This window comes from Lawsonibacter hominis (genome assembly GCF_014287895.1).
In the GTDB taxonomy this organism is placed as follows: Bacteria; Bacillota; Clostridia; order Oscillospirales; family Oscillospiraceae; genus Lawsonibacter_A; species Lawsonibacter_A hominis.
Window position 1 is genome coordinate 15,933 of record NZ_JACOPP010000002.1, and the last position, 22,078, is coordinate 38,010.

General features: G+C 60.6%; 17 protein-coding genes. 13 read left to right on the plus strand and 4 right to left on the minus strand.

Annotated features, from left to right (window positions below; translation table 11 throughout):
• Positions 1-53: 53 nt before the first annotated feature.
• The 5 genes from H8S57_RS01830 (at position 54) to H8S57_RS01850 (ending at position 3,857) form a co-directional block, all read left to right on the plus strand.
• Complete coding sequence (locus H8S57_RS01830) at positions 54-380, plus strand: winged helix-turn-helix transcriptional regulator (RefSeq protein WP_243204641.1); 327 nt, start codon at positions 54-56, stop codon at positions 378-380.
• A gap of 323 nt (positions 381-703) precedes the next feature.
• Positions 704-1,189 carry a GNAT family N-acetyltransferase gene (locus H8S57_RS01835; RefSeq protein WP_186906371.1) on the plus strand — a complete coding sequence of 162 codons (486 nt, stop codon included), beginning with the start codon at positions 704-706 and terminating at the stop codon, positions 1,187-1,189.
• A gap of 135 nt (positions 1,190-1,324) precedes the next feature.
• Complete coding sequence (locus tag H8S57_RS01840) at positions 1,325-1,579, plus strand: hypothetical protein (protein WP_243204642.1); 255 nt, start codon at positions 1,325-1,327, stop codon at positions 1,577-1,579.
• 47 nt (positions 1,580-1,626) lie between these two features.
• Positions 1,627-2,496 carry an alpha/beta fold hydrolase gene (locus H8S57_RS01845; protein ID WP_186906372.1) on the plus strand — a complete coding sequence of 290 codons (870 nt, stop codon included), beginning with the start codon at positions 1,627-1,629 and terminating at the stop codon, positions 2,494-2,496.
• Positions 2,472-3,857, plus strand: a complete 1,386-nt coding sequence (locus H8S57_RS01850; RefSeq protein WP_186906373.1) for an alanine/glycine:cation symporter family protein — start codon at positions 2,472-2,474, stop codon at positions 3,855-3,857. The genes H8S57_RS01845 and H8S57_RS01850 overlap by 25 nt, the downstream gene beginning before the upstream one ends.
• Before the next feature lie 57 nt (positions 3,858-3,914).
• On the opposite strand, the gene H8S57_RS01855 is transcribed toward H8S57_RS01850, so the two are convergent.
• Entirely contained in the window at positions 3,915-5,201 is a 1,287-nt protein-coding gene (locus tag H8S57_RS01855; RefSeq protein WP_186906374.1) for an MFS transporter, read from the minus strand.
• Positions 5,202-5,497: 296 nt separating this feature from the next.
• On the opposite strand from H8S57_RS01855, the gene H8S57_RS01860 reads away from it, so the two are divergent.
• From H8S57_RS01860 to H8S57_RS01875, 4 genes are all read left to right on the plus strand, one after another.
• Entirely contained in the window at positions 5,498-6,394 is an 897-nt protein-coding gene (locus tag H8S57_RS01860) for a LysR family transcriptional regulator (RefSeq protein ID WP_186906375.1), read from the plus strand.
• A gap of 103 nt (positions 6,395-6,497) precedes the next feature.
• Complete coding sequence (locus H8S57_RS01865) at positions 6,498-7,322, plus strand: DAPG hydrolase family protein (protein WP_186906376.1); 825 nt, start codon at positions 6,498-6,500, stop codon at positions 7,320-7,322.
• 17 nt (positions 7,323-7,339) lie between these two features.
• Positions 7,340-8,623, plus strand: coding sequence for an MFS transporter (locus H8S57_RS01870; RefSeq protein WP_207723665.1), 1,284 nt, complete (start codon positions 7,340-7,342; stop codon positions 8,621-8,623).
• A gap of 107 nt (positions 8,624-8,730) precedes the next feature.
• Positions 8,731-10,140, plus strand: coding sequence for an alanine/glycine:cation symporter family protein (locus tag H8S57_RS01875; protein WP_186906378.1), 1,410 nt, complete (start codon positions 8,731-8,733; stop codon positions 10,138-10,140).
• Between the two features lie 199 nt (positions 10,141-10,339).
• On the opposite strand, the gene H8S57_RS01880 is transcribed toward H8S57_RS01875, so the two are convergent.
• On the minus strand, positions 10,340-12,016 hold the full coding sequence (locus H8S57_RS01880; protein ID WP_186906379.1) for a CvpA family protein: 1,677 nt from the start codon (positions 12,014-12,016) through the stop codon (positions 10,340-10,342).
• Positions 12,017-12,684: 668 nt separating this feature from the next.
• Between H8S57_RS01880 and H8S57_RS01885 the strand changes: the two genes are divergently transcribed.
• Positions 12,685-14,355, plus strand: coding sequence for a Na/Pi cotransporter family protein (locus H8S57_RS01885; protein ID WP_186906380.1), 1,671 nt, complete (start codon positions 12,685-12,687; stop codon positions 14,353-14,355).
• Positions 14,356-14,697: 342 nt separating this feature from the next.
• On the opposite strand, the gene H8S57_RS01890 is transcribed toward H8S57_RS01885, so the two are convergent.
• Positions 14,698-15,021: an imidazolonepropionase gene (locus tag H8S57_RS01890; protein WP_207723666.1), complete on the minus strand. Its 324-nt coding sequence runs from the start codon at positions 15,019-15,021 to the stop codon at positions 14,698-14,700.
• A gap of 15 nt (positions 15,022-15,036) precedes the next feature.
• The gene (locus H8S57_RS01895; protein WP_186906381.1) at positions 15,037-15,681 is read right to left on the minus strand and encodes a TetR/AcrR family transcriptional regulator C-terminal domain-containing protein; all 645 of its coding nucleotides are present in this window, start codon (positions 15,679-15,681) and stop codon (positions 15,037-15,039) included.
• A 198-nt stretch (positions 15,682-15,879) separates the two neighbouring features.
• On the opposite strand from H8S57_RS01895, the gene H8S57_RS01900 reads away from it, so the two are divergent.
• The 3 genes from H8S57_RS01900 to H8S57_RS01910 are packed head-to-tail and all read left to right on the plus strand — an operon-like array spanning position 15,880 to position 22,062.
• Complete coding sequence (locus H8S57_RS01900; protein WP_186906382.1) at positions 15,880-16,185, plus strand: hypothetical protein; 306 nt, start codon at positions 15,880-15,882, stop codon at positions 16,183-16,185.
• Complete coding sequence (locus tag H8S57_RS01905) at positions 16,182-18,632, plus strand: efflux RND transporter permease subunit (protein WP_186906383.1); 2,451 nt, start codon at positions 16,182-16,184, stop codon at positions 18,630-18,632. Before H8S57_RS01900 ends, H8S57_RS01905 begins: the two co-directional genes overlap by 4 nt.
• Entirely contained in the window at positions 18,619-22,062 is a 3,444-nt protein-coding gene (locus H8S57_RS01910) for a GLUG motif-containing protein (protein ID WP_186906384.1), read from the plus strand. The genes H8S57_RS01905 and H8S57_RS01910 overlap by 14 nt, the downstream gene beginning before the upstream one ends.
• Positions 22,063-22,078: the final 16 nt, after the last annotated feature.

The window sequence follows — 22,078 nt, forward strand, 5'->3', positions numbered from 1 at the left end:
GGTGATTCTGACAAGAACGCAGAAATTCCGTACCAGGTAAGGAGGAACTGACCTTGGAGCCGACCCATGAGAATTGTCCCTGTATGGATGCCTGCCCCCTGAACCGGGCCTTGGAGCTCATTGGGGGGAAATGGAAGATGCAGATCCTCTGCTCGCTCCACAACAACGGACCTACGCGCTATAACCGTCTGAAAAAGAGCCTGGACGGCGTGTCCAATACCGTATTGGCCAACGCCTTGCGGGAGCTGGAAAGCGACGGGCTCATTCTTCGCCGGGAGTATCTTGAAGTGCCTGTGCGGGTGGAGTACCAGGCCACGCGCCGCTGTGAGCAGCTGATCCCCATCCTGGATGCGCTGGGGAATTGGAGCATCGCGCTGTAGCGGGCGTCCGCCCTGCGCCGGATCGGACCGAAGCTGACCGCCGCAGGCTTTTAGCCTGCGGCGGTCAGCGGTCTCAGGGCGCCGCGGGCTTTGTATGCGGGGCATGCCCCGGGGGAAACGGTATGGGCGCGTATCTTTCGTATTGCCAACACGTTCGCTTTTCCGTATCATAGAAAATAACGCAAAGAGCTATCTGACTATTGGCAAGAGTGGGTGACGGTGCTATTCCATAAAAGGCGGGAAAAGGGCAAAAGGATTCAGATTCAAGCAATATGATAGGGATATCGAAGACGTTGATGAATCCGGATTTGGAGAAAACAAAAATGGGAGCGATCAAGCTCTATACCGACCGATTGGTTATCAGGCCATTTTGTGAACAGGATGCCGAAGCATATTTCCAGCTCTTTGCACATCCTAAAGTACATTGTTTTGTTGGCGAAAAGCTGGATAGTATTGAAGAAGCGGGCGATGAGATCCAAAAGAAACAGAGTCAAAAGGATGATTCGGAACTGGCGGTATGTTTGAAGGAAACAGATGCATTTATAGGTACCGTGTTTGGCCGGCGGGAAAAGGATGCCTTCAGCGTGTGCTGGAATTTCCGTTCTGATTACTGCGGGCCGGGTTATGCTTATGAGGCTGCAAAAGCAGATATGGATTTCCTGTTCAAACAAATGCATGCCCGGCGCATCGATGCTTATGTTGAAGACTATCATACAAGTTCTCAGCGGCTTTGCCGAAAATTGGGCATGCGTCAAGAGGGAATATTTAAAGAATACATTTCTTTATCTGCCGCAGGCAGAAACGAGTGATTTTTACGGAAAGGGTACCCTTTTCCAATGCCTGCTCCGGAACTTTTTACACACATTTTTGCGCTTTGATTCTTCGGAACATTTCATTAGGTGTGCTACTGTTTCCTTTGCTTTTCGCAATCGCCCATATTTTGTATGGAAGCGGTTTTAGTGGAGGAGCGGGAGAGCGTTTTTGCAGGGGAAACGCGGCGATTTGCCGCCCGCCTGGCGGGCGAGGGAGAAAAGCAGATGTTCGCCTGCGTATGCGGCTACCGGGAGAAGCGTTCTGACTTCAAGAAGCGCCGGGAGAACCGGTCCGCGGGCAAGAAAGCCGTACGCCGCTACCTGGAGCAGCAGGGACGGCAGGAGGAGCGCGGCAGCTCCGCCATGGCCGGACAGCTGAAAAAGTGAATGGAGCAAAGCGGACAATAGCGGACGGAAGGGGGACGGCGTGGGAAATGGAAGAGCGGTCGGTCGTATCGGAACGGGGCAGGACCTATTACTGGATCGAAAAATGCGTGCGCCCGGAGAGGGAGAACTTGGTTTTCCTGCCGGGTCTGACGGCGGATCACCGCCTGTTTGACGGCCAGATCCAACACTTTTCAGGCAGACATACCGTGCTCACGTGGGACGCGCCGGCCCACGGGAAGTCAAGGCCCTACCAGGACTTTTCCTACGGACATTTGGCGGAAGAGCTTCAAACGATCCTGGACCGGGAAGAAATCGGGACGGCAGTGCTGATCGGGCAGTCGGCGGGCGGATTTGTGGCTCAGTCGCTGCTCGCCTGCGCACCCGAACGGGTCAAGGGGCTGATCACAATCGGTACCTGTCCGTATGGAAGCCGGTATTACAGCCCGTCCGACCTTTTCTGGCTGAAGCAGACACGATGGATGTTTCGGCTTTTTCCGGACAGGCTGCTGCGCGCTTCCATGGCGCGCATGTGCGGCAGGACCCGGCGGGGCAGGGAGAATATGCTCCAAATGCTCCAGGGATACTCCAAGGACGAGCTGTGCCGGCTAATGTACCTTGGTTTTGCCGGGTTCATCCCCGAGATACGGGATACATCCCCCTGCGGGCCGATCTGGCTGACCGTGGGGGAGCACGACCGGACGGGAAAGGTCAGGGCCTATAACGAAGCGTGGCACCGGGCGGAAGGCCACCCCTTGTTCCTCATTCCGGGCGCGGCGCATAACGCCAACGTGGACCAGCCGGAAGCGATGAACCGGATCATCGACCGGTTTCTCCGGCAGCTTTCGGAGGGCGCGCATTCCCCGGACGAATCAGAGAGAGGAAGACAGAAGCAATGGAGCAGTTTTCACAGATCATGACCTGGCTGGATGATTTCGTATGGGGGATCCCCATGATCGTCCTGCTGCTGGGGACCCACCTGTTTATGACGTTGCGCACCGGGTTCATCCAGCGCAAAACCCTTACCGGCATCAAGCTGTCCGTGACGAAGGACCCGGATTCCCCCGGCGATGTGAGCCAGTTCCAGGCCCTCACCACCGCCCTGGCCTCCACCATCGGCACCGGCAACATCATCGGCGTGGGCACCGCTATCTTTCTGGGCGGGCCGGGCGCGGTGTTCTGGTGCTGGATCGCGGGGGTGTTCGGCATCGCTACCAAATACGCCGAATCCTTCATCGCCGTCAAATACCGGGTACGCACTCCGGACGGCAAGATGCAGGGCGGCGCCATGTATGCCCTGGAACGCGGGCTGAATATGAAGTGGCTTGGGGTGCTGTTCGCCGCGCTGGCCGCGCTGGCCTCTTTCGGCATCGGCTGCGGCACCCAGATCAACGCCATCGCGGAGGTCATCGAAAACAACGTCCCCCTGAATATCCCGCCCATCGCGGTGGGCGTCGTGGGGGGGATCCTTACCGGTATCGTCATCATCGGCGGCATCCAGTCCATTGCCCGTGTATGCGAGAAGCTGGTGCCCCTGATGGCGGTATTCTATGTGCTGGGATGCGTCATTATCCTGGGCATCAACTATGATTTTATCCTTCCGGCCGTGGGCGCGGTCCTGCGCTTGGCCTTTACCCCCGGTGCGGTCGCAGGCGGCCTGGTGGGGCAGGGCGTGATGATCGCCCTGCGCTTCGGCGTGGCCCGGGGACTCTTTTCCAACGAGTCCGGCATGGGGTCGGCTCCGCTGGTGGCCTCCGCCGCCCAGACCCGCAACCCGGTGTGGCAGGCCCTGGTCTCCGCCACCGGAACCTTTTGGGATACGGTGGTGGTCTGTCTTATGACCGGCCTGGTGCTGGTCTCCACGATCATGAAAAATCCGGAGATCAATATGGACACCATCGCTGACGGCGGCCAGCTCACCACCGCGGCCTTCAGTCAGATCCCTGTGCTGGGACCCATCATTCTGGTGGTGGGCATCATTACCTTTGCCTGGTCCACCATCCTGGGCTGGTCCTACTATGGAGAGCGCTGCGCCCAGTACCTGTGGGGAAAGAAGGCGCTGCTGCCCTATAAGCTTTTGTTTGTGGCCGTGGTGGTAGTCGGCCCGGTGCTGGCGCTGGACCTAGTGTGGACCATCGCGGACATCCTCAACGCATTGATGGCCATTCCAAACCTGATCGCCGTACTGCTCCTATCCGGTGTGACCGCCAGAGAGACGAACTATTACCTGAACCACCTGGAGGAGACCGACCGGACGGAGATTCCCCTGGTGGACCGCTGACAACAGACGGAGGGCCCCGTTCTCCACTTGGAGAACGGGGCCCTTTTGGAAGAAAATTCAGTTCTGAGGCTTTACAACGGGCTTGATGAGGAAGACCAGCAGGGCGGCCACACCGCAGAGAACGATGAGCCCCACATACCCGGCCGTCAGGCTGCCGGTGAGCTTGAGGCTTTGTGCGTTATACAGATAGGCGCAGGCGCAGATGCCCTTGGTGACGGCGGAGATAAAGCGGCTGGCGGCGGCAAAGTCGTAGCGGCCGAAGACCGAGCCGATCATGGAGGGGATCAGATTGCAGATGCCGCCCACGGAGATGCCTACCATGAAGACCCCAAGATAAATCGTAACGGTGTTCGCCATGAAGATGAGCAGCAGCAGGGCCACGGCATACCAGGCGGCGTAGATATAGGTCGCCTTCCTGGTCCCGATCTTCAGGTCGATGAAGCCCCAGATGTAGGAGCCGAAGATGCCGAAGAAGCCCATGACGGAGAGCATGCCGACGGCGGCGGTGCGCTCATAGCCCGCGCCCATCAGGCGGGAGACCAGCTGACTGACGATGGCGACGGTGACCATCCAAAGAAGACCCATGCCGATGCCGATCAGCCAGGTCTGGGGCGTTTTGAGCAGCCGCTTCATGGTCCAGGGACTCTTGTAGGCTCTGGCGGCGGCCTGACTGGCCTTGATTTCCTCGGCGCTCAGCGGGTCGTTGTCGGGGGCGCAGCCCACCTCTTCCGGGGTGTTTTTGCACCAGAAGATGGAGATGACGGCAAAGATCAGTACAAAAACCGCGATGGCGGTAAACATGGACTCTACGCCGAAGTTCCCCATCAGGAAGTTGGTGACAAAGGGAAAGATCATGGTGCAAAGCGGATAGCCGATGGTAGACCAGCCCAGGGCCAGGCCCTTTTTGCGGGGGAACCAGTTGGCCTGAATGGTGTTGGGCGCGGTCAGGGAGTAGCCCGCGCTCAGGATGGAGCAGGCGGCGACCGAAATAGCGTAGACGGCAAAATTTTGCGTATGACCGTAGAAGTAAATGGCAATGGCAGTGAGGAACAGCGTACCGACAAAGACTACCTTAGCGCCCTTTTTCACGATGATATGGCCGAAGATAAAGGTAAAGAGGATGGCGATCCAGCCGCCGTAGGTGGACCAGGAGAGCATGGCGGCCCGGTCCCAGCCGCGGGCGCCGCTCAAAGCGCCTACAAAGATGTTCAGGCCGTCTGTGTTGATGCCGCCGCCGATAAAATAGGCGATCATGCACATGAAGATCATGCTCCAGCCCCAGCCGCCGAAACTGTTGGCTTTGTTGTTCTGCTTGCTGGCAGTCGCTGTGTTTTGTTCCGTCAAGACGATTTCCTCCTCAGCATATCCTGCCGGTGGGTTCTCTCAATGCACCCGCCGGCAGTCTGTTTTGCAGCCGCGTCCCTCAACGCAGGGTAAGAATAGCAGGAAATCCTGTAAAAGGTCAACCCCCAAAGGACATTTTGCTTATACCGATGATTCATATCCGTCAGAACGAAAGGTTATAGTCCTTGGGCCGCAGGGGATTGGGGGAGATACCGCTGAAGTGTGTGCAGGTCTTTCCAGACCGGCCGCATTTGTGGTAGAATAACAAAAACAAGGGAACGGGAGGCGTAGGTTTGATGGAAATCAGACAGCTGATGTATTTTATTCAGATCGTCAAAAGCGGCACCTATTCCGCTGCGGCCAAGCAGCTCTATCTCTCCCAGCCCGCCCTGAGCAAGGCGGTCAAGCATCTGGAGGAGGAGCTGGGGGCCAAGCTGCTTGTCCAGGGGGACAAGCGCAGTGAGCCGACCGATGTGGGACGGGTGCTTTTTGAACGGGGACAGCAGCTGATCCGGGAATACAACGACCTGCTGGGGGCGGTGGACGAGGCTAACAGCCGCAACCGGGGCCGGCTGCACTTCGGGATTCCGTACGGGCTGGGACAGATCCTGTTTTATCGCCTGACCGCCGATTTTTCCCGTGCCTTTCCGGAAATGGAGCTGGTGGTCTCCGGTCATGGTTCGGCCCATATCCGGGAGGAAGTGCTGGCCGGGCGGCTGGACATCGGGGCCACGCTGATCCCGCCGGAACCGGAGCCGGGCCTGGAGGCTACGGTGATCATGCGGGACCAGTTTTTCCTGCTTCTGCCGCGGGCGCATCCGCTGGCGGGAAGGGAAGGGGTGCGCTTTGCCCAGCTGCGGGAGGAACAGTTCATCCTGCTCAACGAGGAATTCGTCATGACCCGTATGACCCGGCAGAGCTGCGCAATGGCGGGGTTTGCGCCCCGGGTGAAGATCGTGGCCAATCGATCGGACTTCATCGCCGAATTGGTGGCCGACGGTCAGGGGATCGCCGTGATCGCCGGCGGGCGCTACCGTTTTGAGCACGACTCCCGCCTCTCCTGCGCGGCGCTGCTGGACGGTATCGTAGATATCGACATCGCGCTCATTACCCGTGCCGGAGCGGACCGAAGTACTGCGGCGGCGCGGTTCGTGGAGTTCGCACAGGAGCAGGCCCATGAGGGAAAGTTATAACGGCCATGAAAAGGGGATATTTTACTTTCCGGCCGGCTTGGGGTATGGTATGTTTGCAACCGAAGTTCCCCCAACAAAAAATCCAACGCTCGGAGGTCATACCATGAGACAACCCCTTTCCGAGGCGGAGCGGCGCAAGCCCTACGCCAAATATTTTGATGAACCATATCCCCCCGTGCCCGAAGATATTCTGGAGCAGATGGCCCGGCCCATGGACCCCGCGCTGGCCCTGCCCATCCAAGAGAGGAACGACCTGCTGAACCCCGGCTACCTGCCCAGGGAGGTGGGCTGGTGCGTTATGCCGGACGGCAGCGGATACATCGCTTCCCTGACCCGAATGCCCGGCGTCACGCTGGAGATGATCGAGTGGTGGTTCGCCTGGCATGGACTGGAGAGCCTGCGCTATCAGATCTGGGACCCCAACGACCATTATCTGGCCCGGGTCAGTCCGGACCACCGGCAGCGCCGCCTGGACCCAGCGCTGAGCTGGCGGGAGCGCAATTGGAACACCAGCGATTTCGTGTTGGAGAACGTGGGGGAGGGCACCTCGGCCCTGCGCATCTCCTTCCGCTCCCCGGAGTCCTTTGGATTCGATATGGAGCGCTTCAACGCCCAGCCGGTGACGGCCATCTGTGCCCACAGCGGGCCGCCCGACTGGGACATCCCCCGGACCACCTTCATCCATTTTGCCCGCGCGGTGGAGGGCGGGATCGAACTGCGCACCCGTTTTTGGCTGGGCTGGATGATCGTCAACAAGCAGCCTGTGCGCACCGACTTCGCCGTGGACCCCCGGCGGGTACAGGGGCTGTCCCGCCACTCGCCCCAGGAGTATTACCGCCTGGCCAAATATCTGCCGCAGATCTTTGCGGAAAACCATGACAAGCCGGACCGGGCGGAGGATCTGACTGTCATGGACTTCGCCGGATGAGTGCAGAAACACTGGCTGTGAACCGGCAGCAGGCCAGCCGCCGCCGGGCAACGGCGGTTTTCCTGGGGGTATGCCTGTTCAATTTTGCCGGCTACGGCCTGATTATCAATTGCTTCGGCCTGTTTCTCTCTCCAGTCAGCGTCGCTCAAAATATTTCCATCACAGAGATATCCCTGACCCATACGGTGCGCACGTTGTGCGGTATGGCGGGCACGGTTCTGGCCGGACGGCTCATGCCCCGGTACGACCTGCGCAAGTATCTGGCTCTGGTGTGCCTGGGATTGGCGGGCGCGGCGGTCCTGACGGCGCGCTCCACGGTGTTTTGGCACTTTATGCTCAGCGCCGCCCTGCTGGGCTTTGCGGCGGGGCTTGGCATCTACACCCTGGTGCCGCTGGTCATCAGCGAGTGGTTCACCGCTCCGGGAGGCTACATCGGTCTGGCCACCGCCTGCGGTGGGCTGGGCGGCATCGTCTTCTCGCCGGTGCTGGCCCGGGTCATCCAATGCCGCGGCTGGCAGGCGGGGTATCTGCTGATTGCCGCCGTCGCCCTGTTGGTCATGCTGCCCGCCGGGGTGTTCCTGATCCGCTTCCGGCCCGGGGAGCTGGGGCTGGAGCCCTGTACGGGAAAAAAAACGGTACGGGCGGGGCGACGGGAGAGCGTCCCGCTGCCCATGGATGCCGGGGTCACACCGGACCAAGCGGCCCACATGCCGGTCTTTTACCTCATCATCGGCATGTTCATCGCGGTCTCGCTGGTATCGGGGGCCTATACCCATGTGCCCGCCATGCTTCGTGCCAAGGGATACGGCGAGATGGCAGTGGGCGGACTCAATGCCTGCTATCAGATGGGGGCCGCGCTGACGCAGTTCCTGCTGGGAGCGCTCAGCGTCCGCTGGGGGATCCGGCGGACGATGGAGCTGTTTCTTACGATCATCGGCGTAGGCGCCGTGGGACTGCTGCTGACCGGCAGCGGAAGCGTGATCCTGACCGGAGTCTTTGCGCTGATGCTGGGCGGCGGGCGCGCGCTGGGGGTCGTGGAAGGGCCTATCCTGGTGCGGGAGGCCTTCGGTCACCGATGCTATAACACCATTTTTTCCAACCTCTACACCGCCTATCTGACGGCCTGCGCCCTGACGACGACCATCTATGGACTTATTTACGACAGCACCGGTTCCTATACCGTGGTGTTCCTGTTCATCCTGGTGTGTATCGTGCTGGCAGCCCTCACCGTCTTCGGCTCCCTGTTCTGCATCCGCCGCAGCGTCTGGCGCGCGGCGGCCGCGGCACAGCGGCATACCTGACCAGCTTCCGCGCCCCGGCCGTTTGGAAGGCCGGGGCGCTGCGTTTGGCTGCGGCATTACATATTCCGTCCCTTGTCCGCATACCAGTAGCTTGAGGTGGTGAGGCGATGACCTTTCTGGAGCGGCTGGGCGATTTTATTTGGAACCCGTGGCTGCTGGGGCTGTTTTTGCTGGTGGGGCTGTTTTATTCCCTGCGTACCGGCTTTTTTCAGGTGTTCGAGTGCGGGTTATGGCTCAGGACCACGCTGGGTTCCCTCCTCCGGCCCCGGCGGAAGCGGCAGGGAGGCGGGCTGACTCAGTTCCAGGCCCTGTCCACTGCGCTGGCCTCCACCATCGGGACCGGGAGTATCGCCGGGGTGGCCACCGCCATTTTTTACGGCGGGCCTGGGGCGGTGTTCTGGATGTGGGTCTCCGCCCTTCTGGGCATGATGACCAGCTGTGCGGAGAAGACGCTGGCGGTGCGCTACCGGGAACGCGCCCGGGACGGCGGATGGCAGGGAGGCCCCATGTGCTACATGGAGCGGGGCGTGGGCAGCCGCTTTCTGGCGGCGCTGTTCTCCGTCTGCTGTGTGGCGGCCTCTCTGGGGGGCGGAAACATGGTGCAGGCCAATTCCATCGCCACCGCGCTGGAGGCCTCGTTCGGCTGGGACCGGCTGGCGGTTGGGGCGATCACCGCGCTGCTGACCGGGGCGGTCATCCTGGGTGGGATCGGGCGCATCGGGCGTTTCAGCGAGAAGCTGGTGCCCTGTATGGCACTTTTGTTTTTGGGCGGCGGGGCCGTGGTGCTGTTTGTGCATGCCTCCGCCATCCCGGACGCGCTCTCGCGCATCGTCTCAGGGGCCGTTGCACCCCGCGCCGCGGCGGGCGGCGGGCTGGGCTACGGTGTGGCCGCCGCCATGCGCTATGGGATCGCCCGGGGCGTGTTTACCAACGAGGCGGGCATGGGCTCCTCCGCCATGGCGCACGCCGCCTCCGATGTGGAGGAGCCCGCCGAGGAGGGCATGTGGGGGATGTTCGAGGTCTTTGTCGCCACGCTGCTGGTGTGCTCCGTCACCGCCTTAGTCATCCTGACCACTGGGGTCTACGATGAAAAAGCGGCCCTGGCCGCCATCCAGAGCGGACGCGTCTCCTCCGTCATGGTGGGCGCGCCTCTGTCCGCCGCAGCCTTTTCCACCGTGTTCGGCCGCTTCGGCGGCATCTTTGTGTCCCTGTGCCTGCTGCTGTTTGCATTTACGTCGCTGCTGGGATGGAGTTATTACGGGGAGCGGGGCCTGGAATACCTGACGGGCTCTGACCGCTGGCGCCGGCTCTATCGGGCAGTGTTCCTGCTGATGGTGGTCGGGGGCAGCGTGGGGGAGCTGGCCGCCGTGTGGCAGCTGGCCGACATCTTCAACGGCCTGATGGCCCTGCCCAATCTGTGTGCGCTGCTGCTGCTCGCACCGGAAGCGCTGCATCTTCTGAATGCTTGGGAAGGAAAACAAAAGAGAGAAAAGGGCGAAAAGATAAGACCAAACTGACGGGATTCAAGACAAAACGAAAAAAGAGCGTTACGAATGGATTGGATAAATCGTCAAAAGCATCAAATCCCCAAGGGGTCAGGGCAGGCGCAAGGCGCGGCGGCGCCTTAACGCGGCCGGAGACTCCGTACACATTGGGAAAGCCCCCTGGCCCCGGCGCAGCTGCGCCGGGGCCAGGGGGCTTTCCTGCAGATAGAAGTCAGGGGGCCGCGCGATCCAGAGTCACAGTTTCGCCGGTCAGGATGGAGGAGGACTCGCCCTCCAGCGCCGGTGCGTGACTGATGGTCACGGTGTCGCCCACATTCAGGATCACGGCGATCGGATTGGCGGCGGCGGAGAGGGAATAATATACCGCGTCGCCGCGCAGCTGGATAAAGTAGTAGGAGTTTCCGTCCATCACGGCGCTGCGGATGTCGGTGATCCGGCCGGAGACCTCGGTGCGGGGCAGCTCCTCGGTGGTAGTGATGCCCTTTTCGGAGAGCAGGGCGATATAGCTCTGCTCACAGGCGGCGACGGTGGAGCCCACAGCCACCACCTGATACTGGGCTACGTTGACCATGGCGTAGCTCTTTACCAAGTTGGTGGCGTCCTTCAGCGGAATGAAGTAGGTGGGCTGATCCGCGATGTTGAGCAGCAGGGGGAAGGTGGCGGTATAGCCCAGATCCTGCACCACGCCCATGGCGGAGAGCTTGGCGGCATCCTCCGTGGCGCCGGGCGCGGAGTAGAATTTGGTCTGCTTGGTGCGCTGGTTGGACAGCAGGAAGCCCAGGTTGGACTGGTCGGCATTGGCGGAGGTGACGCCGGTATACATATATACATCGTCATTCAGCGCGATATAGTTGTAGCCCTCGGTGGTCACCGTCACGTCCCGCTGGCCGAAGATGGAATTGATAAAGCCGTTGATGAGGGTGCCGTGGTAATCGTACTGCTCCATAATGAGGCTGGGGGTGTACAGATTGTCTACCCAGGTGGGGACCTGCTCATAATAGGTGCTCTCTCCGGTGATGGCGTTGACCAGTACCGCGCCGTGGATGTCGGTACCGCCGAACAGGCCGATGGTCTTTACCACCCGGGGAGCGATCCACCACGGCTGGCCGTCTTCGTCGATCTCGAACTGAGGCGTGGCAAACAGGAAGGTGGGGTACTGGAAGCGCAGGTGCCGGGAGATGTTGCGGTTAAGCGGCTCGGAGAAGGAATACTTCATTCCTTCCGACAGGCGGACTACCGTGGCCTCCTGGGTGACCATATCCACCACCACATAGGCGGGCAGGCCTTCGGAGCGGTTGGTGAACCACTTGATGATGTCCGCGTAGTCGATGGGAGCCACCCGCACGGGACGGCCCTGGTAGTTGATCTGGGTCGAGTCGTTGGAATACTCGAACTGACTGACCATATCGCTGAGCGTACCCATCTGGCGGTCCCCCAGAAACTCCGCGGAGGTGCGGTCCAGCGTGGGAATCTCGTTAAAAGAGATCTGAGCCACATCGGCGGAGAAATCGCCGTCCTGCACGTCCAGCAGATCCCGGTAGGCGCCCGCACGGAAGATGGGGAGGGAGATGACGGAGCCTACGATGGCCACCAGGATCAGCGCCAGAAACAGGATGCCGATCGGCAGGCACTGGGACTTGATGAACTTGAAATACTCTTTGGGACCGCCGCCGCCCAGGTTGAACCCGGAGGTGACCAGGGCGCAGACCACGTAGACCACGCAGAGGATGCCGATGAACAGGTAAAAGTCGCTGGACTGGAGATTGATGGCGGGCAGGGCTACGTAAAAATAGAGGAACCCGACCACAGCGGTGACGATCAGGTTGACCAGGATCTTGCCGAACTTGCTTTTGGGACCCCGGCGCTTCTTGGCAGGCTGTTGATCCATAAATACATTCTCCTTTTGCCGTTGGTGCGGATGCGGATCCATCCAATGACGGGCAGCGTCAAGGAAGCGGAAAAATGGATCCGTTTCAAGGGGCGGACGGTTGCCGCCCCGGTGCGGCGCGCGTTCCATTGACGATGCACTCCAAACCAAAGCCGCTGAAAGCAGCCTTGCACAGCGCAAGACGCCATGGACTTCCGAAGAATCCGTTTGACCCGTTGGAAGCCGTTTGGTCTTAAACCATAGTATAGCCGATTTCGGAAGGGAAGGCAACCGATCCAAGGTATTTCTGCATTAAAATTGGATTAAGGCTTGTTGGAACCGGGGCAAAACGCCGGCGGCGGGCCGGGCTTGCGCGCCGCCGGCCGGAGACGCAAGGAGCAAACCGGGACGAAAGGCGGAGAAAACGAATTGTAAAGTTCTTGTAAATCCGGTTGACGCGGAACTTTACATTCGCTATACTGCTTTTGGATTTGTGATCATTGTGTAAAGGCATTGCCGCATGCTTCAACGCGTGCGGATCGGCGCGAAAATTTGTGCCGCAAAAAGGCGCAAAACTGCAGGAATACTTTTTGTATTGCAAGGTTTTGCAACGCATTTGTGGGGCAAATCGGCCGCCAAGACGTGCGTGGGGAATTGTCCGGTGATGCCTAAAGAATGAGGGATGGAACGTGAATTATACCATCGTGCTGGGACTGCTGGGCGGTCTTGCGCTGTTCCTGTACGGCATGCAGATGATGAGCGCCGGCCTGGAGGCCGCTGCCGGCGACCGGATGAAGAGCATCCTGGAGCGGCTGACGGCCAACCGGTTTCTGGGCGTTCTGGTGGGCGCCGTCATCACGGCGGTCATCCAATCCTCCTCCGCCACCACCGTCATGGTAGTGGGCTTTGTCAACTCCGGTATGATGACCCTGCGTCAGGCCGTATGGATCATCATGGGGGCCAACATCGGCACCACCATCACCGGGCAGCTCATCGCGCTGGATGTGGGCGTTTTGGCGCCGCTGTTTGCGTTTGTGGGCGTAGCGATGGTGGTCTTCGTGAAAAAGCCCCAGGTCCGCCACTACGGCAGCATCCTGGCCGGCCTTGGAGTGCTTTTCATCGGCATGGACATGATGAGCACGGCCATGGAGCCGCTGCGGGACTGGCCTGCCTTTGTAGAACTGGTGAGCACGTTTTCCAATCCTCTGGTCGGTATTCTGGTGGGCGCGGGCTTCACCGCGCTCATCCAGTCCTCCTCCGCCTCGGTGGGGATCCTGCAGGCCCTGGCGCTCAGCGGCGTGATCGGACTCGACAGCGCGGTATTCGTCCTGTTCGGTCAGAACATCGGCACCTGTATCACCGCGGTGCTGGCTTCCATCGGCACCAGCCGCAATGCCAAGCGGGCCACGATTATCCATCTGCTGTTCAATATCATCGGTACCGTCGTGTTTACAACGCTGTGCCTGGTAACGCCGCTTTTGGGGCTCTCTCTTGTGGGCGGCGTTCAGTCCCTGACGCCGGAGAACCCGGCGGCCCAGATCGCCAATATGCATACGCTGTTTAACATTGTCACTACGTTCCTGCTGCTCCCGCTGGGCGGAAAGCTGGTGCAGCTGGCCATGCGCATCCTGCCCGACCGGAAGGAGAGCGGGGAGGAGGGAATGCACCTGGCGTATCTGATCCCGGGCCCCATCCACACGAAGCAGGAACACCCCATCGGCTTTTCCGCCATGTACCTCAATCAGCTCCGGCAGGAGCTGGATCGGATGCTGGGGATGGCGCGGCAGAACACCGAGGTGGGCTTCCAGGCGGTGCTGGAGCGCAATCCCAAGCTGCTGGAGGGGGCGGAGGCCACCGAGGAATACATCGACTATCTGAATAAGGAGATCTCTCAGTTCATCTCCAAGGTCATCGTTCACGAGACCAACGAGCGGGATTCGGCGGCGGTAAGCGCCTATTTCAAGATCACCGGAAATATTGAGCGGGTGGGCGATCACGCCATGAATATCTGCGAGTATTCCGGTATGCTCAAGGAAAAGCATATCCACTTCTCCGACGCGGCCCGCCGGGAGCTCCAGGAGATGGAGAGCGTATGCCTGGCGGTGCTGGACGAGCTGGCCCGTGAAACGGCGGAACCCATGGAACTGCTGAAAAACGTGGCCGCGCTGGAGCAGCGGATCGACGATATGACGGGCGCCTACCGGCAGAACCAGCTGGACCGGATGCGTTCCGGAGCCTGCTCCGACGAGGCGTGCATCATCTTTTCTGAGCTGCTGACCGACTTTGAGCGGATCGGGGATCACGCCCTGAACATCGCGGAGGCGCGGGTGTCCGCAGGCGCGGCGCTTCCTCCGGCCTAAAAAGTCCAACCTTTTTCGACAAGCTGACGCGCCGGGTCTCAACTGAACCGCCCCCGATTGTGCGGACAGCACAAAAACGCCCCTAATATAGGACTATGAGATTTTCAAGCAGCAAACTGGCGGCGCAATTCCAGAGGCGTCAGTTTTGTTTTTGATATGTGTTCCGGCTCTCTGCCTGACACTCTCGTATTTTTTCAGCAAGGGGCAAATCTTTGGCCAGGGCATCCATCCTGCTGACATATCCGTAGTAACCGCTACGGGATACTTCAAAAAAACGACATATTTCGCTGATGGGATACTCTTTTCTGTGTCGATATATGACCTTGTATTTTACGCTGATCTTCACTCCTTCCCAGTGAGCAAGAGAAAATCCCGCAACAGCTCTACTTCCATTTTCAAGCGCTTGTTTTCGTATTTGTACTCTGCCAGGGCCTTTGCGGGTTTCCGACCACGCTGCTTCGGTATGCCATGCAGCTCCTTTTTCCTTTCGCGTGTAAGAAGATGATGGATTGCTCTCTCTCCTGTCACCCCAAGTCTCTCCGCAACCTCTCGCTGTGTCATTCCGCCTTCAAGCATTTCTTTGATTTTAGGCAGTAATTCCTGGGTGTGCTGATACTTCCTTGCCATAATAATACCCCCTAATGTAGTACTTTCATTTTCCTTCATTAGGGGGCGTTTTGTCTATTGTCCGTTTTTACTGGTTCGGTTCAAACCGAGACCCGGCGCGTTTTTTGCGGCTGGGGGTGCGGGGGCGCCCGCAGAGGAGGAAAGCAGGCCGGGGAGCGAACAGCGCAGCACCTGCACCAGGTAGCGGGCGGTATTCGCACGGTCCCGCAGTTCCCGGTTGCGCAGCCAGTCAAGAAGCATGCCGGCAAGGGCCTCGGTGTAAAAGGCGCAGAGGAATTCCTTAAAGGCTGGCTCGGCATGCACGCCAAGCTCCTGCTCGACCCGATCCAGGAGGGAGCGCATCACGTCCCGGAAATCAGCGGCAAAAAAGCGGTTCAGCTCGTCCCGCCCCACCGCGTCGCAGGTACATTTGAGGATATGTTCGTTTTCCTCCACGTAATCCATGACGAAGGAAATGGCCTCCTCATAGTCCACCAGCAGGTCGAAATGCTTGACTACCTGGATGGCCTCCTGTTCCAGCATCCACTTCAAAAGGTCATAGACGCTCTCGAAATGATAGTAGAAGGTGTTGCGGTTGATATTGCACGCCTTGATCAGCTCGCTCACGGTGATCTTAGAGATGACTTTGGTCTGAAGCTTCTGCTTCAGTGCGGCGGCAAGCTGAGCCTTGGTCCGATTGGCCTGTTCCGCATGTGTCATGGAAGCACCTCCTGCGTATGGTTTCCATGGATCTATGATACAAGTGTCTGAGAAAAAGGTCAAGTGGACGCGTTGTATTGATCCTTTTCCAGGCAAATACCCCGCTGCTGTCTGAAATTAGTCAACGGTATCCACATTGCCCGTTTTATCCCCGAAGCGGAACGCGTAGAGTATACGGGTCAAAAGGAGGCTCACGATATGGAAAACGGGACCTATCATTACAAAATTGAAGCAGCCGTTCCACTGGGGGTACGCCGGGGCTCCATGGCGGTGGAACTGCACAACGGGGCCCTCAGCGGAGCCATCAATCTGCTGGAGCGGTGCAGTCCCTTTGTGGATGGACGCTATAAGGATGGCGCGATTTCTTTTTCGGGCGTACTGGTCACGCTGATGTCTGAGCTGCATTATCACGCGGAGGGTACGCTCAGTGAAACGGGGATCCGGTTCCGGATGGACTGCCGGGTCGGCGGGATCGATGTGGTTGGCGTGGCGGAAACGGTATGAGCGGAGAACATCGGAACGCCACGGAGAACAAGGCCATGATGAAGATCTGCGCCTTTATCGTGGACAAGCGGAATTTATTCTTCCTGCTGTTTGCGCTGGCGATCGCCTTTTCGGCGGTCTCCCGCGGCTGGGTCGGCGTGGAAAATTCCATTTCGGCGTTTCTGCCGGACACGACTGAGACCCGTCAGGGGCTGAGCGTGATGGAGCGCGAGTTTACCACCTTCGGTACCGCTAAGGTCATGGCGGCCAACCTCTCCTATGCGCAGGCGCAGGCGCTGGCCCAGCGCCTGGAGGCGGTCGAGGGCGTATCCGCCGTAGCCTTTGACGATACGCAGGAGCACTACCATAATGTTTCCGCGCTCTTCGAGATCACCTTGGACTGGGATGAAGCGGATATGCGCTGCCTGGATGCGCTGGAGCAGGTGAAAGGCGTCCTCTCGGGCTATGACGCCTACCTCTCCACCAGCCTGGGCAATACGGCCTCCGAGACCATCGCGGACGAGATGAGCGTCATCATCGTATACGTGGCCATAATCGTGGTGGCGGTATTGCTGTTTACCTCAGAGACCTATGCAGAGGTCCCGGTCCTGCTGCTTACGTTTGTCAGTGCGGCGGTGATCCAGATGGGCACAAACTTCTTTTTGGGGACCATCTCCTTCGTTTCAAACTCGGTCACCATCGTGCTGCAATTGGCCCTGTCGGTGGATTACGCCATTATTTTCTGCCACCGCTACCGGGAGGAGCACGAGGTGCTGCCGGCCCGCGAGGCGGTGATCGTGGCGCTGAGCAAGGCCATCCCGGAGCTCTCGGCCAGCAGCCTGACCACCATTGGCGGGCTGTTTGCCATGACGCTGATGCAGTTCAAGCTCGGGCCGGATCTGGGGATCGTGCTTATCAAGGCCATCGTGATCAGCCTGCTGACGGTCTTCCTGCTGATGCCGGGCCTGCTGATGCTCTTCAGCGGTCTGATGGACCGCACGGGCCACCGGGTGTTCGTACCCAAGATCCCCTTTGTCGGAAAGCTGGCCTATGCTACGCGGAAGATCGTCCCGCCGGTCTTTCTGGCCGCGGTGATCGCGGCGGCGGTGATCGCGGGCGACTGCCCCTACGTCTATGGCTACAGTACCTTGACGACCCCCATCCAGAACGACACCCAGATCGCCCAGCAGATGATCGAGGACAACTTCGGCGGCAGCAATATGGTGGCGCTGGTGGTCCCGGCCGGCAATTACGAGGCGGAGGGGCAGCTGCTGCGCGCGCTGGAGGACCGGGAAGAGGTGGACTCCGCCCTGGGGCTTGCCAATGTGGAAGCCATGGACGGTTATAGGCTCACCGACCGGCTTACCCCCCGGCAGTTTTCCGAACTGCTGGACCTGGACTATGAGGCGGCCCAGCTGCTCTACGCCGCCTATGCCGCCAGCGACGCAGACTATGCCAAGATTGTCAACGGGCTCGCCTCCTACAGTGTTCCCCTCATCGATATGGTTTGCTTCCTCTATGATGAGGTGGATCAGGGCTATATCACCCTGGAGGCCGATTTGCGCGGCACCCTGGAAGAGGCCTATGAACAGATGAACAACGCCCGTCTCCAATTGCAGGGCGAGGACTACAGCCGCATGCTGGTCTATCTGAATTTGCCGGAAGAGGGCGCGGAGACCTTCGCCTTCCTGGACGAGCTGCATGCGCTCGCCGGAACGTATTACGACGGCACGGTCTACGTGGTGGGCGAGTCCACCAGTCAATACGATCTGTGCAAGACCTTCGAGCGGGACAATTCCGTGGTGGGGGTGGTGTCCATCCTCATCGTGCTGATGGTGCTGCTGTTCACCTTTAAATCGGTGGGTCAGCCCATCCTGCTGGTGCTGGTCATCCAGGGCAGCATCTGGCTCAATTTTGCCGTGCCAGCCCTGACGGGGAGGCCTCTGTTTTTCATCTGCTACCTGATCGTCAGTTCCATCCAGATGGGCGCCAATATCGACTACGCCATTGTCATCTCCAGCCGGTTTGGGGAGCTCAAGCGGACCATGAACCACCGGGACGCCATCATTGAGACGATGAATCTGGCGTTTCCCACCATCATCACCTCGGGGCTGATGCTGGCCATCGCCGGCACGCTGATCGGCCGGCTGACTTCCGAGGCTGCCATCGCGGGCATCGGACAGTGTCTGGGCCGGGGCACCTTTATCTCGATTTTCCTGGTGATGCTGGTGCTGCCGCAGATCCTGCTGCTGGGGGACAGGGTCATCGAGAAGACCTCCTTCAGCGTGAGCCTTCCCCTCCAGTCCCGCAGCGCCAGCGGGAGCGTGCGGCTGGACGGCCTGGTTCGGGGTACGATTTCCGGCGAGATTGTGGGTGTCGTCCACGCCCGGGTAAAGGGCGACGTGAACGTCAACGTTCTGCCCGGAGAGGTCACAGAGGGAACGGAGGACCGCCATGAAGAAACTTGAACGGATATTTGCCCTGCTGCTGGCGGCTGTGCTGTGCGTGGGACCGGCTGCGCCTGCGGCCGCGGCGCGGGCGGCGGAAAATGAGATCGAGATTCGTTCTGCGCAGGATTTGGCGCAGCTTGCCGAACAGTGTGCGCTGGACACCTGGTCGGAGGGGAAAATCGTACGGCTGCGCTGCGACCTGGATCTGAGCGGGATGGAATTTGAGCCGATCCCGATTTTCAGCGGCACCTTTGAGGGACAGGGCCATACCATCAGCGGCCTGCGGATCGGAGCGGAAGATTCCATTACCGGACTGTTCTGCATCGTGGCGGAGACCGGACTGATCCGCAATCTGATCGTGGCGGGCAGCGTCTGTCCGTCCGGGGCGCAGACGCAGGTGGGGGGGATCGCCGGGATCAACTGCGGAAAGCTGCTGAACTGCACCTTTTACGGGGCAGTGTCCGGGGACGGTACCGTGGGCGGGATCGCGGGGCAGAATGAGGCGTCCGGGAGCATCCGATCCTGTACCGTATCCGGAAGCATCCGGGGAGAGCACTATACCGGCGGCATCGCCGGGAAAAATGCGGGGAGCATTTCCAGCTGTACCAACCGTGCCAGTGTGAACACGCTGGCCGCCGACGGGCAGAGCGGCCTGTCGGAGCTGGAGAGCGATCTGGTCACAGCGATCACCGACACGGATACCACGGAACTGGTGGACAGCGCCACCGATACCGGCGGCATCGCCGGATATTCCTCCGGCCTGCTGCTGAGTGATTCCAATTACGGCAGTGTGGGCTATCCCCATGTAGGCTACAACGTAGGAGGCGTGGTGGGGCGCTCCAGCGGGTATCTCAGCGGCTGCATCAACCACGGCCGGGTGAACGGCCGTAAAGAAGTGGGCGGCATTGCAGGGCAGATGGAGCCGGATATCATCCTTGTGGCCGACGAGGACGGACTTTCGCGCCTGGAGGAGGAGTTGAACCGCCTGAACGCCATGGTGGACCGGGCCCTGCGGGATATGGACGAAAGCTCCGATACCATCTCCGGCCGGTTTGAACAGATCTCCGGTTATACCGATTCCGCGCTTGCACAGACCAAAGGACTGGCGGAGGGGGCGGCGGATTGGTCGGATGAAAATTTGACGGAGATCAATCGCTTTTCCCAGCTGCTGGCCGATACCCTGGAGCGGACCGTACCGCTGCTGGAGCAGCTGGAGGACGTATCCGGGCAGGTGGACGGCGGAATCGAATTTCTGCAGCGGACGCTGGAGCAGCTGGTCCCGGTGATCGCGCTTGGCGGCGATGGACTTGGGGATCTGCAGCTTGCGGCGGATGATCTGGATGCCGCCAACCAGAGCGCAAAGGCCGCCCTGGAGCAGATCGAGACTGCGCTGGCGCTGGCGGGGAACGCCTTGACGGTGGAGGACGAGAGCGCGCTCCGTCAGGGCTTGGCGCAGGCGGCGCAGGGAATCGACGAGCTAGGGACGGCGCTGGAGGCCATGGGACGGGCCTTGGGCCAGATCGGAGATGGCTTGGCGCCGACGGAGGACTGGAAGGAACTGCTGGAGCGGCTGGATGCGCTTCAGCCTGCTTGGGACGAACTGGCCGCCGCGCTGCAAGCCGCCGCCGACGGCCTGCATAGCGTGGCCCGGGGGGTGTGCGCCGTGCTGGACAATGTGAATCTGGATACCCGGAGCCTGTCCGATGCCCTGGATCATGTGGTTTCGGCTGTTTTACAGATGAGCCGGGCGGCGGACCGCACGGAGGCCGCCGCCGGTCATCTGCGGGATACGCTGGCAGACGGCTGTCTGGCCGCGGGACGGCTGGAGGAGGCGGTACAGACCCTGGCAGACGCGGCAGGGGCCTTTGCGGACGCGGCCGCGTCCGCGACAAGGCTGGTGGGGGACGGGTACCGCCTGTTCCGGGACTTGTCTCAGGAACGTGTGATCCAGTTTGCGCCGTTGAGCGACGGGATGCGTGCATCCGGAAACGCCCTGTACGCGGCCATGGAGGGCCTATCGGAAGAAATGGATGGACTCAGCGGCGCGGTGCATGCCGCGGCGGGAACGCTGACGGAGGACCTTCAGGCCGTCAACGGGCAATTCCTGGTGGTGATGGAGCGCTTTTTGGATCTGCTGCGCGGCAGTGGAGCTACCTCGTCGGCGGACCGCTTTGCAGACACCTCGGAGGAAGACTGGAGCGCCGCAGCCAGCGGAAAGGCGGCCGGCTGCGTCAATTATGGCGCGGTGGCCGGGGACCGCAACGTGGGCGGGATCGTAGGCGCTATGGCGGTGGAGTACGATTTCGATCCGGAAGACGATCTGACCGCCGATGGCGGCAGTATTCTCAACGCCCGCTATGAGGCCAAGGCGGTGGTGCAGCACTGCGTCAACCGGGGCGCGGTGGAGGTGAAAAAGGATTGTGCCGGCGGGATCGTGGGGCTCATGTCCCTGGGCGTCGTGGTGGACAGCGAGGGCTACGGTTCCATTTCTTCCGGCAGCGGCAGCTATCTGGGCGGTATCGCCGGGCAGTCCGCCTCCGCCATCCGGCGCTGCTGGGCCAAGTGCCTGCTGTCGGGCGGGCGCTATACCGGCGGGATCGTGGGCGCGGGGAGTGTGGTCACCGACTGCCGCGCGCTGGTACGGATCGAGGATGCCGTGCAGTTTGCCGGGGCCATCTCCGGCAGCGTGGACGGGACCTTTTCCGGCAACCTGTTCGTATCGGATACGCTGGCGGGCCTGGACCGGTTCAGCTACTCCGGACGGGCCGAGCCGGTAGACTATGATACGCTGCTGTCTCTGGAGGGAGCTCCGGCGGAGTTCGGAACCTTCTCGCTGTGTTTTTGGGCGGACGGCGCGCCGGTTGGAACGGTGGCATTCGACTATGGAGGCTCGCTGTCCGCGGAGGAGGTTCCGGATGTCCCGCCCAAGGAAGGTTATTCTGCCGCCTGGAGCCGGACCGAGTTTGATCAGCTTACCTTCGACGAGACGGTGGAGGCGGTCTATACCCCATGCGTAACCGCTCTGGCCGGCGGCCGGCAGCGGGAGTCAGGGGGCAGCGTGTTTCTGGTGGAGGGCAGCTTTACCGGGGAAGACGTCCTCTCCGCCGTCCGGAGCGGGACCGGGGAGGATGCCGGCGAGACCTGGGCGCTGACCATCCCGGCGGATGGCGCGGCAGTACATACCGTGCGCTATCTGCCGCGTCCCGGCGAGCGGGTGAGCGCCGTCCGTGTGCTGGAGGACGGTGTGTGGCAGGATACGGCGTATTCCTACTTCGGCGCCTATCTTCAATTTCAGGCGGCGGGATCGGCCGTGACCGTTTCCGTGAGCTACGGCGGGGCGGGGGGAAAAATCGCCATCGCCGCGGCCGCAGTCCTGGCGGCTGTGAGCGTTGGGATGCTGCTGTGTCTGCACCGGAAAAAGCGGCGCAGGCAGACTGTGGAGAAATAAGAAGGCCCCCGGAGCA

Excerpts from the sequence above, each read along its gene's own strand:
- H8S57_RS01835 (WP_186906371.1), top strand. The coding sequence starts at position 704 with ATGGGAGCGATCAAGCTCTATACCGACCGATTGGTTATCAGGCCATTT.
- H8S57_RS01840 (WP_243204642.1), top strand. The coding sequence starts at position 1,325 with ATGGAAGCGGTTTTAGTGGAGGAGCGGGAGAGCGTTTTTGCAGGGGAA.
- H8S57_RS01845 (WP_186906372.1), top strand. The coding sequence starts at position 1,627 with ATGGAAGAGCGGTCGGTCGTATCGGAACGGGGCAGGACCTATTACTGG.
- H8S57_RS01850 (WP_186906373.1), top strand. The coding sequence starts at position 2,472 with ATGGAGCAGTTTTCACAGATCATGACCTGGCTGGATGATTTCGTATGG.
- H8S57_RS01860 (WP_186906375.1), top strand. The coding sequence starts at position 5,498 with ATGGAAATCAGACAGCTGATGTATTTTATTCAGATCGTCAAAAGCGGC.
- H8S57_RS01865 (WP_186906376.1), top strand. The coding sequence starts at position 6,498 with ATGAGACAACCCCTTTCCGAGGCGGAGCGGCGCAAGCCCTACGCCAAA.
- H8S57_RS01875 (WP_186906378.1), top strand. The coding sequence starts at position 8,731 with ATGACCTTTCTGGAGCGGCTGGGCGATTTTATTTGGAACCCGTGGCTG.
- H8S57_RS01880 (WP_186906379.1), bottom strand. The coding sequence starts at position 12,016 with ATGGATCAACAGCCTGCCAAGAAGCGCCGGGGTCCCAAAAGCAAGTTC.
- H8S57_RS01890 (WP_207723666.1), bottom strand. The coding sequence starts at position 15,021 with ATGAAGGAAAATGAAAGTACTACATTAGGGGGTATTATTATGGCAAGG.
- H8S57_RS01895 (WP_186906381.1), bottom strand. The coding sequence starts at position 15,681 with ATGACACATGCGGAACAGGCCAATCGGACCAAGGCTCAGCTTGCCGCC.
- H8S57_RS01900 (WP_186906382.1), top strand. The coding sequence starts at position 15,880 with ATGGAAAACGGGACCTATCATTACAAAATTGAAGCAGCCGTTCCACTG.
- H8S57_RS01905 (WP_186906383.1), top strand. The coding sequence starts at position 16,182 with ATGAGCGGAGAACATCGGAACGCCACGGAGAACAAGGCCATGATGAAG.
- H8S57_RS01910 (WP_186906384.1), top strand. The coding sequence starts at position 18,619 with ATGAAGAAACTTGAACGGATATTTGCCCTGCTGCTGGCGGCTGTGCTG.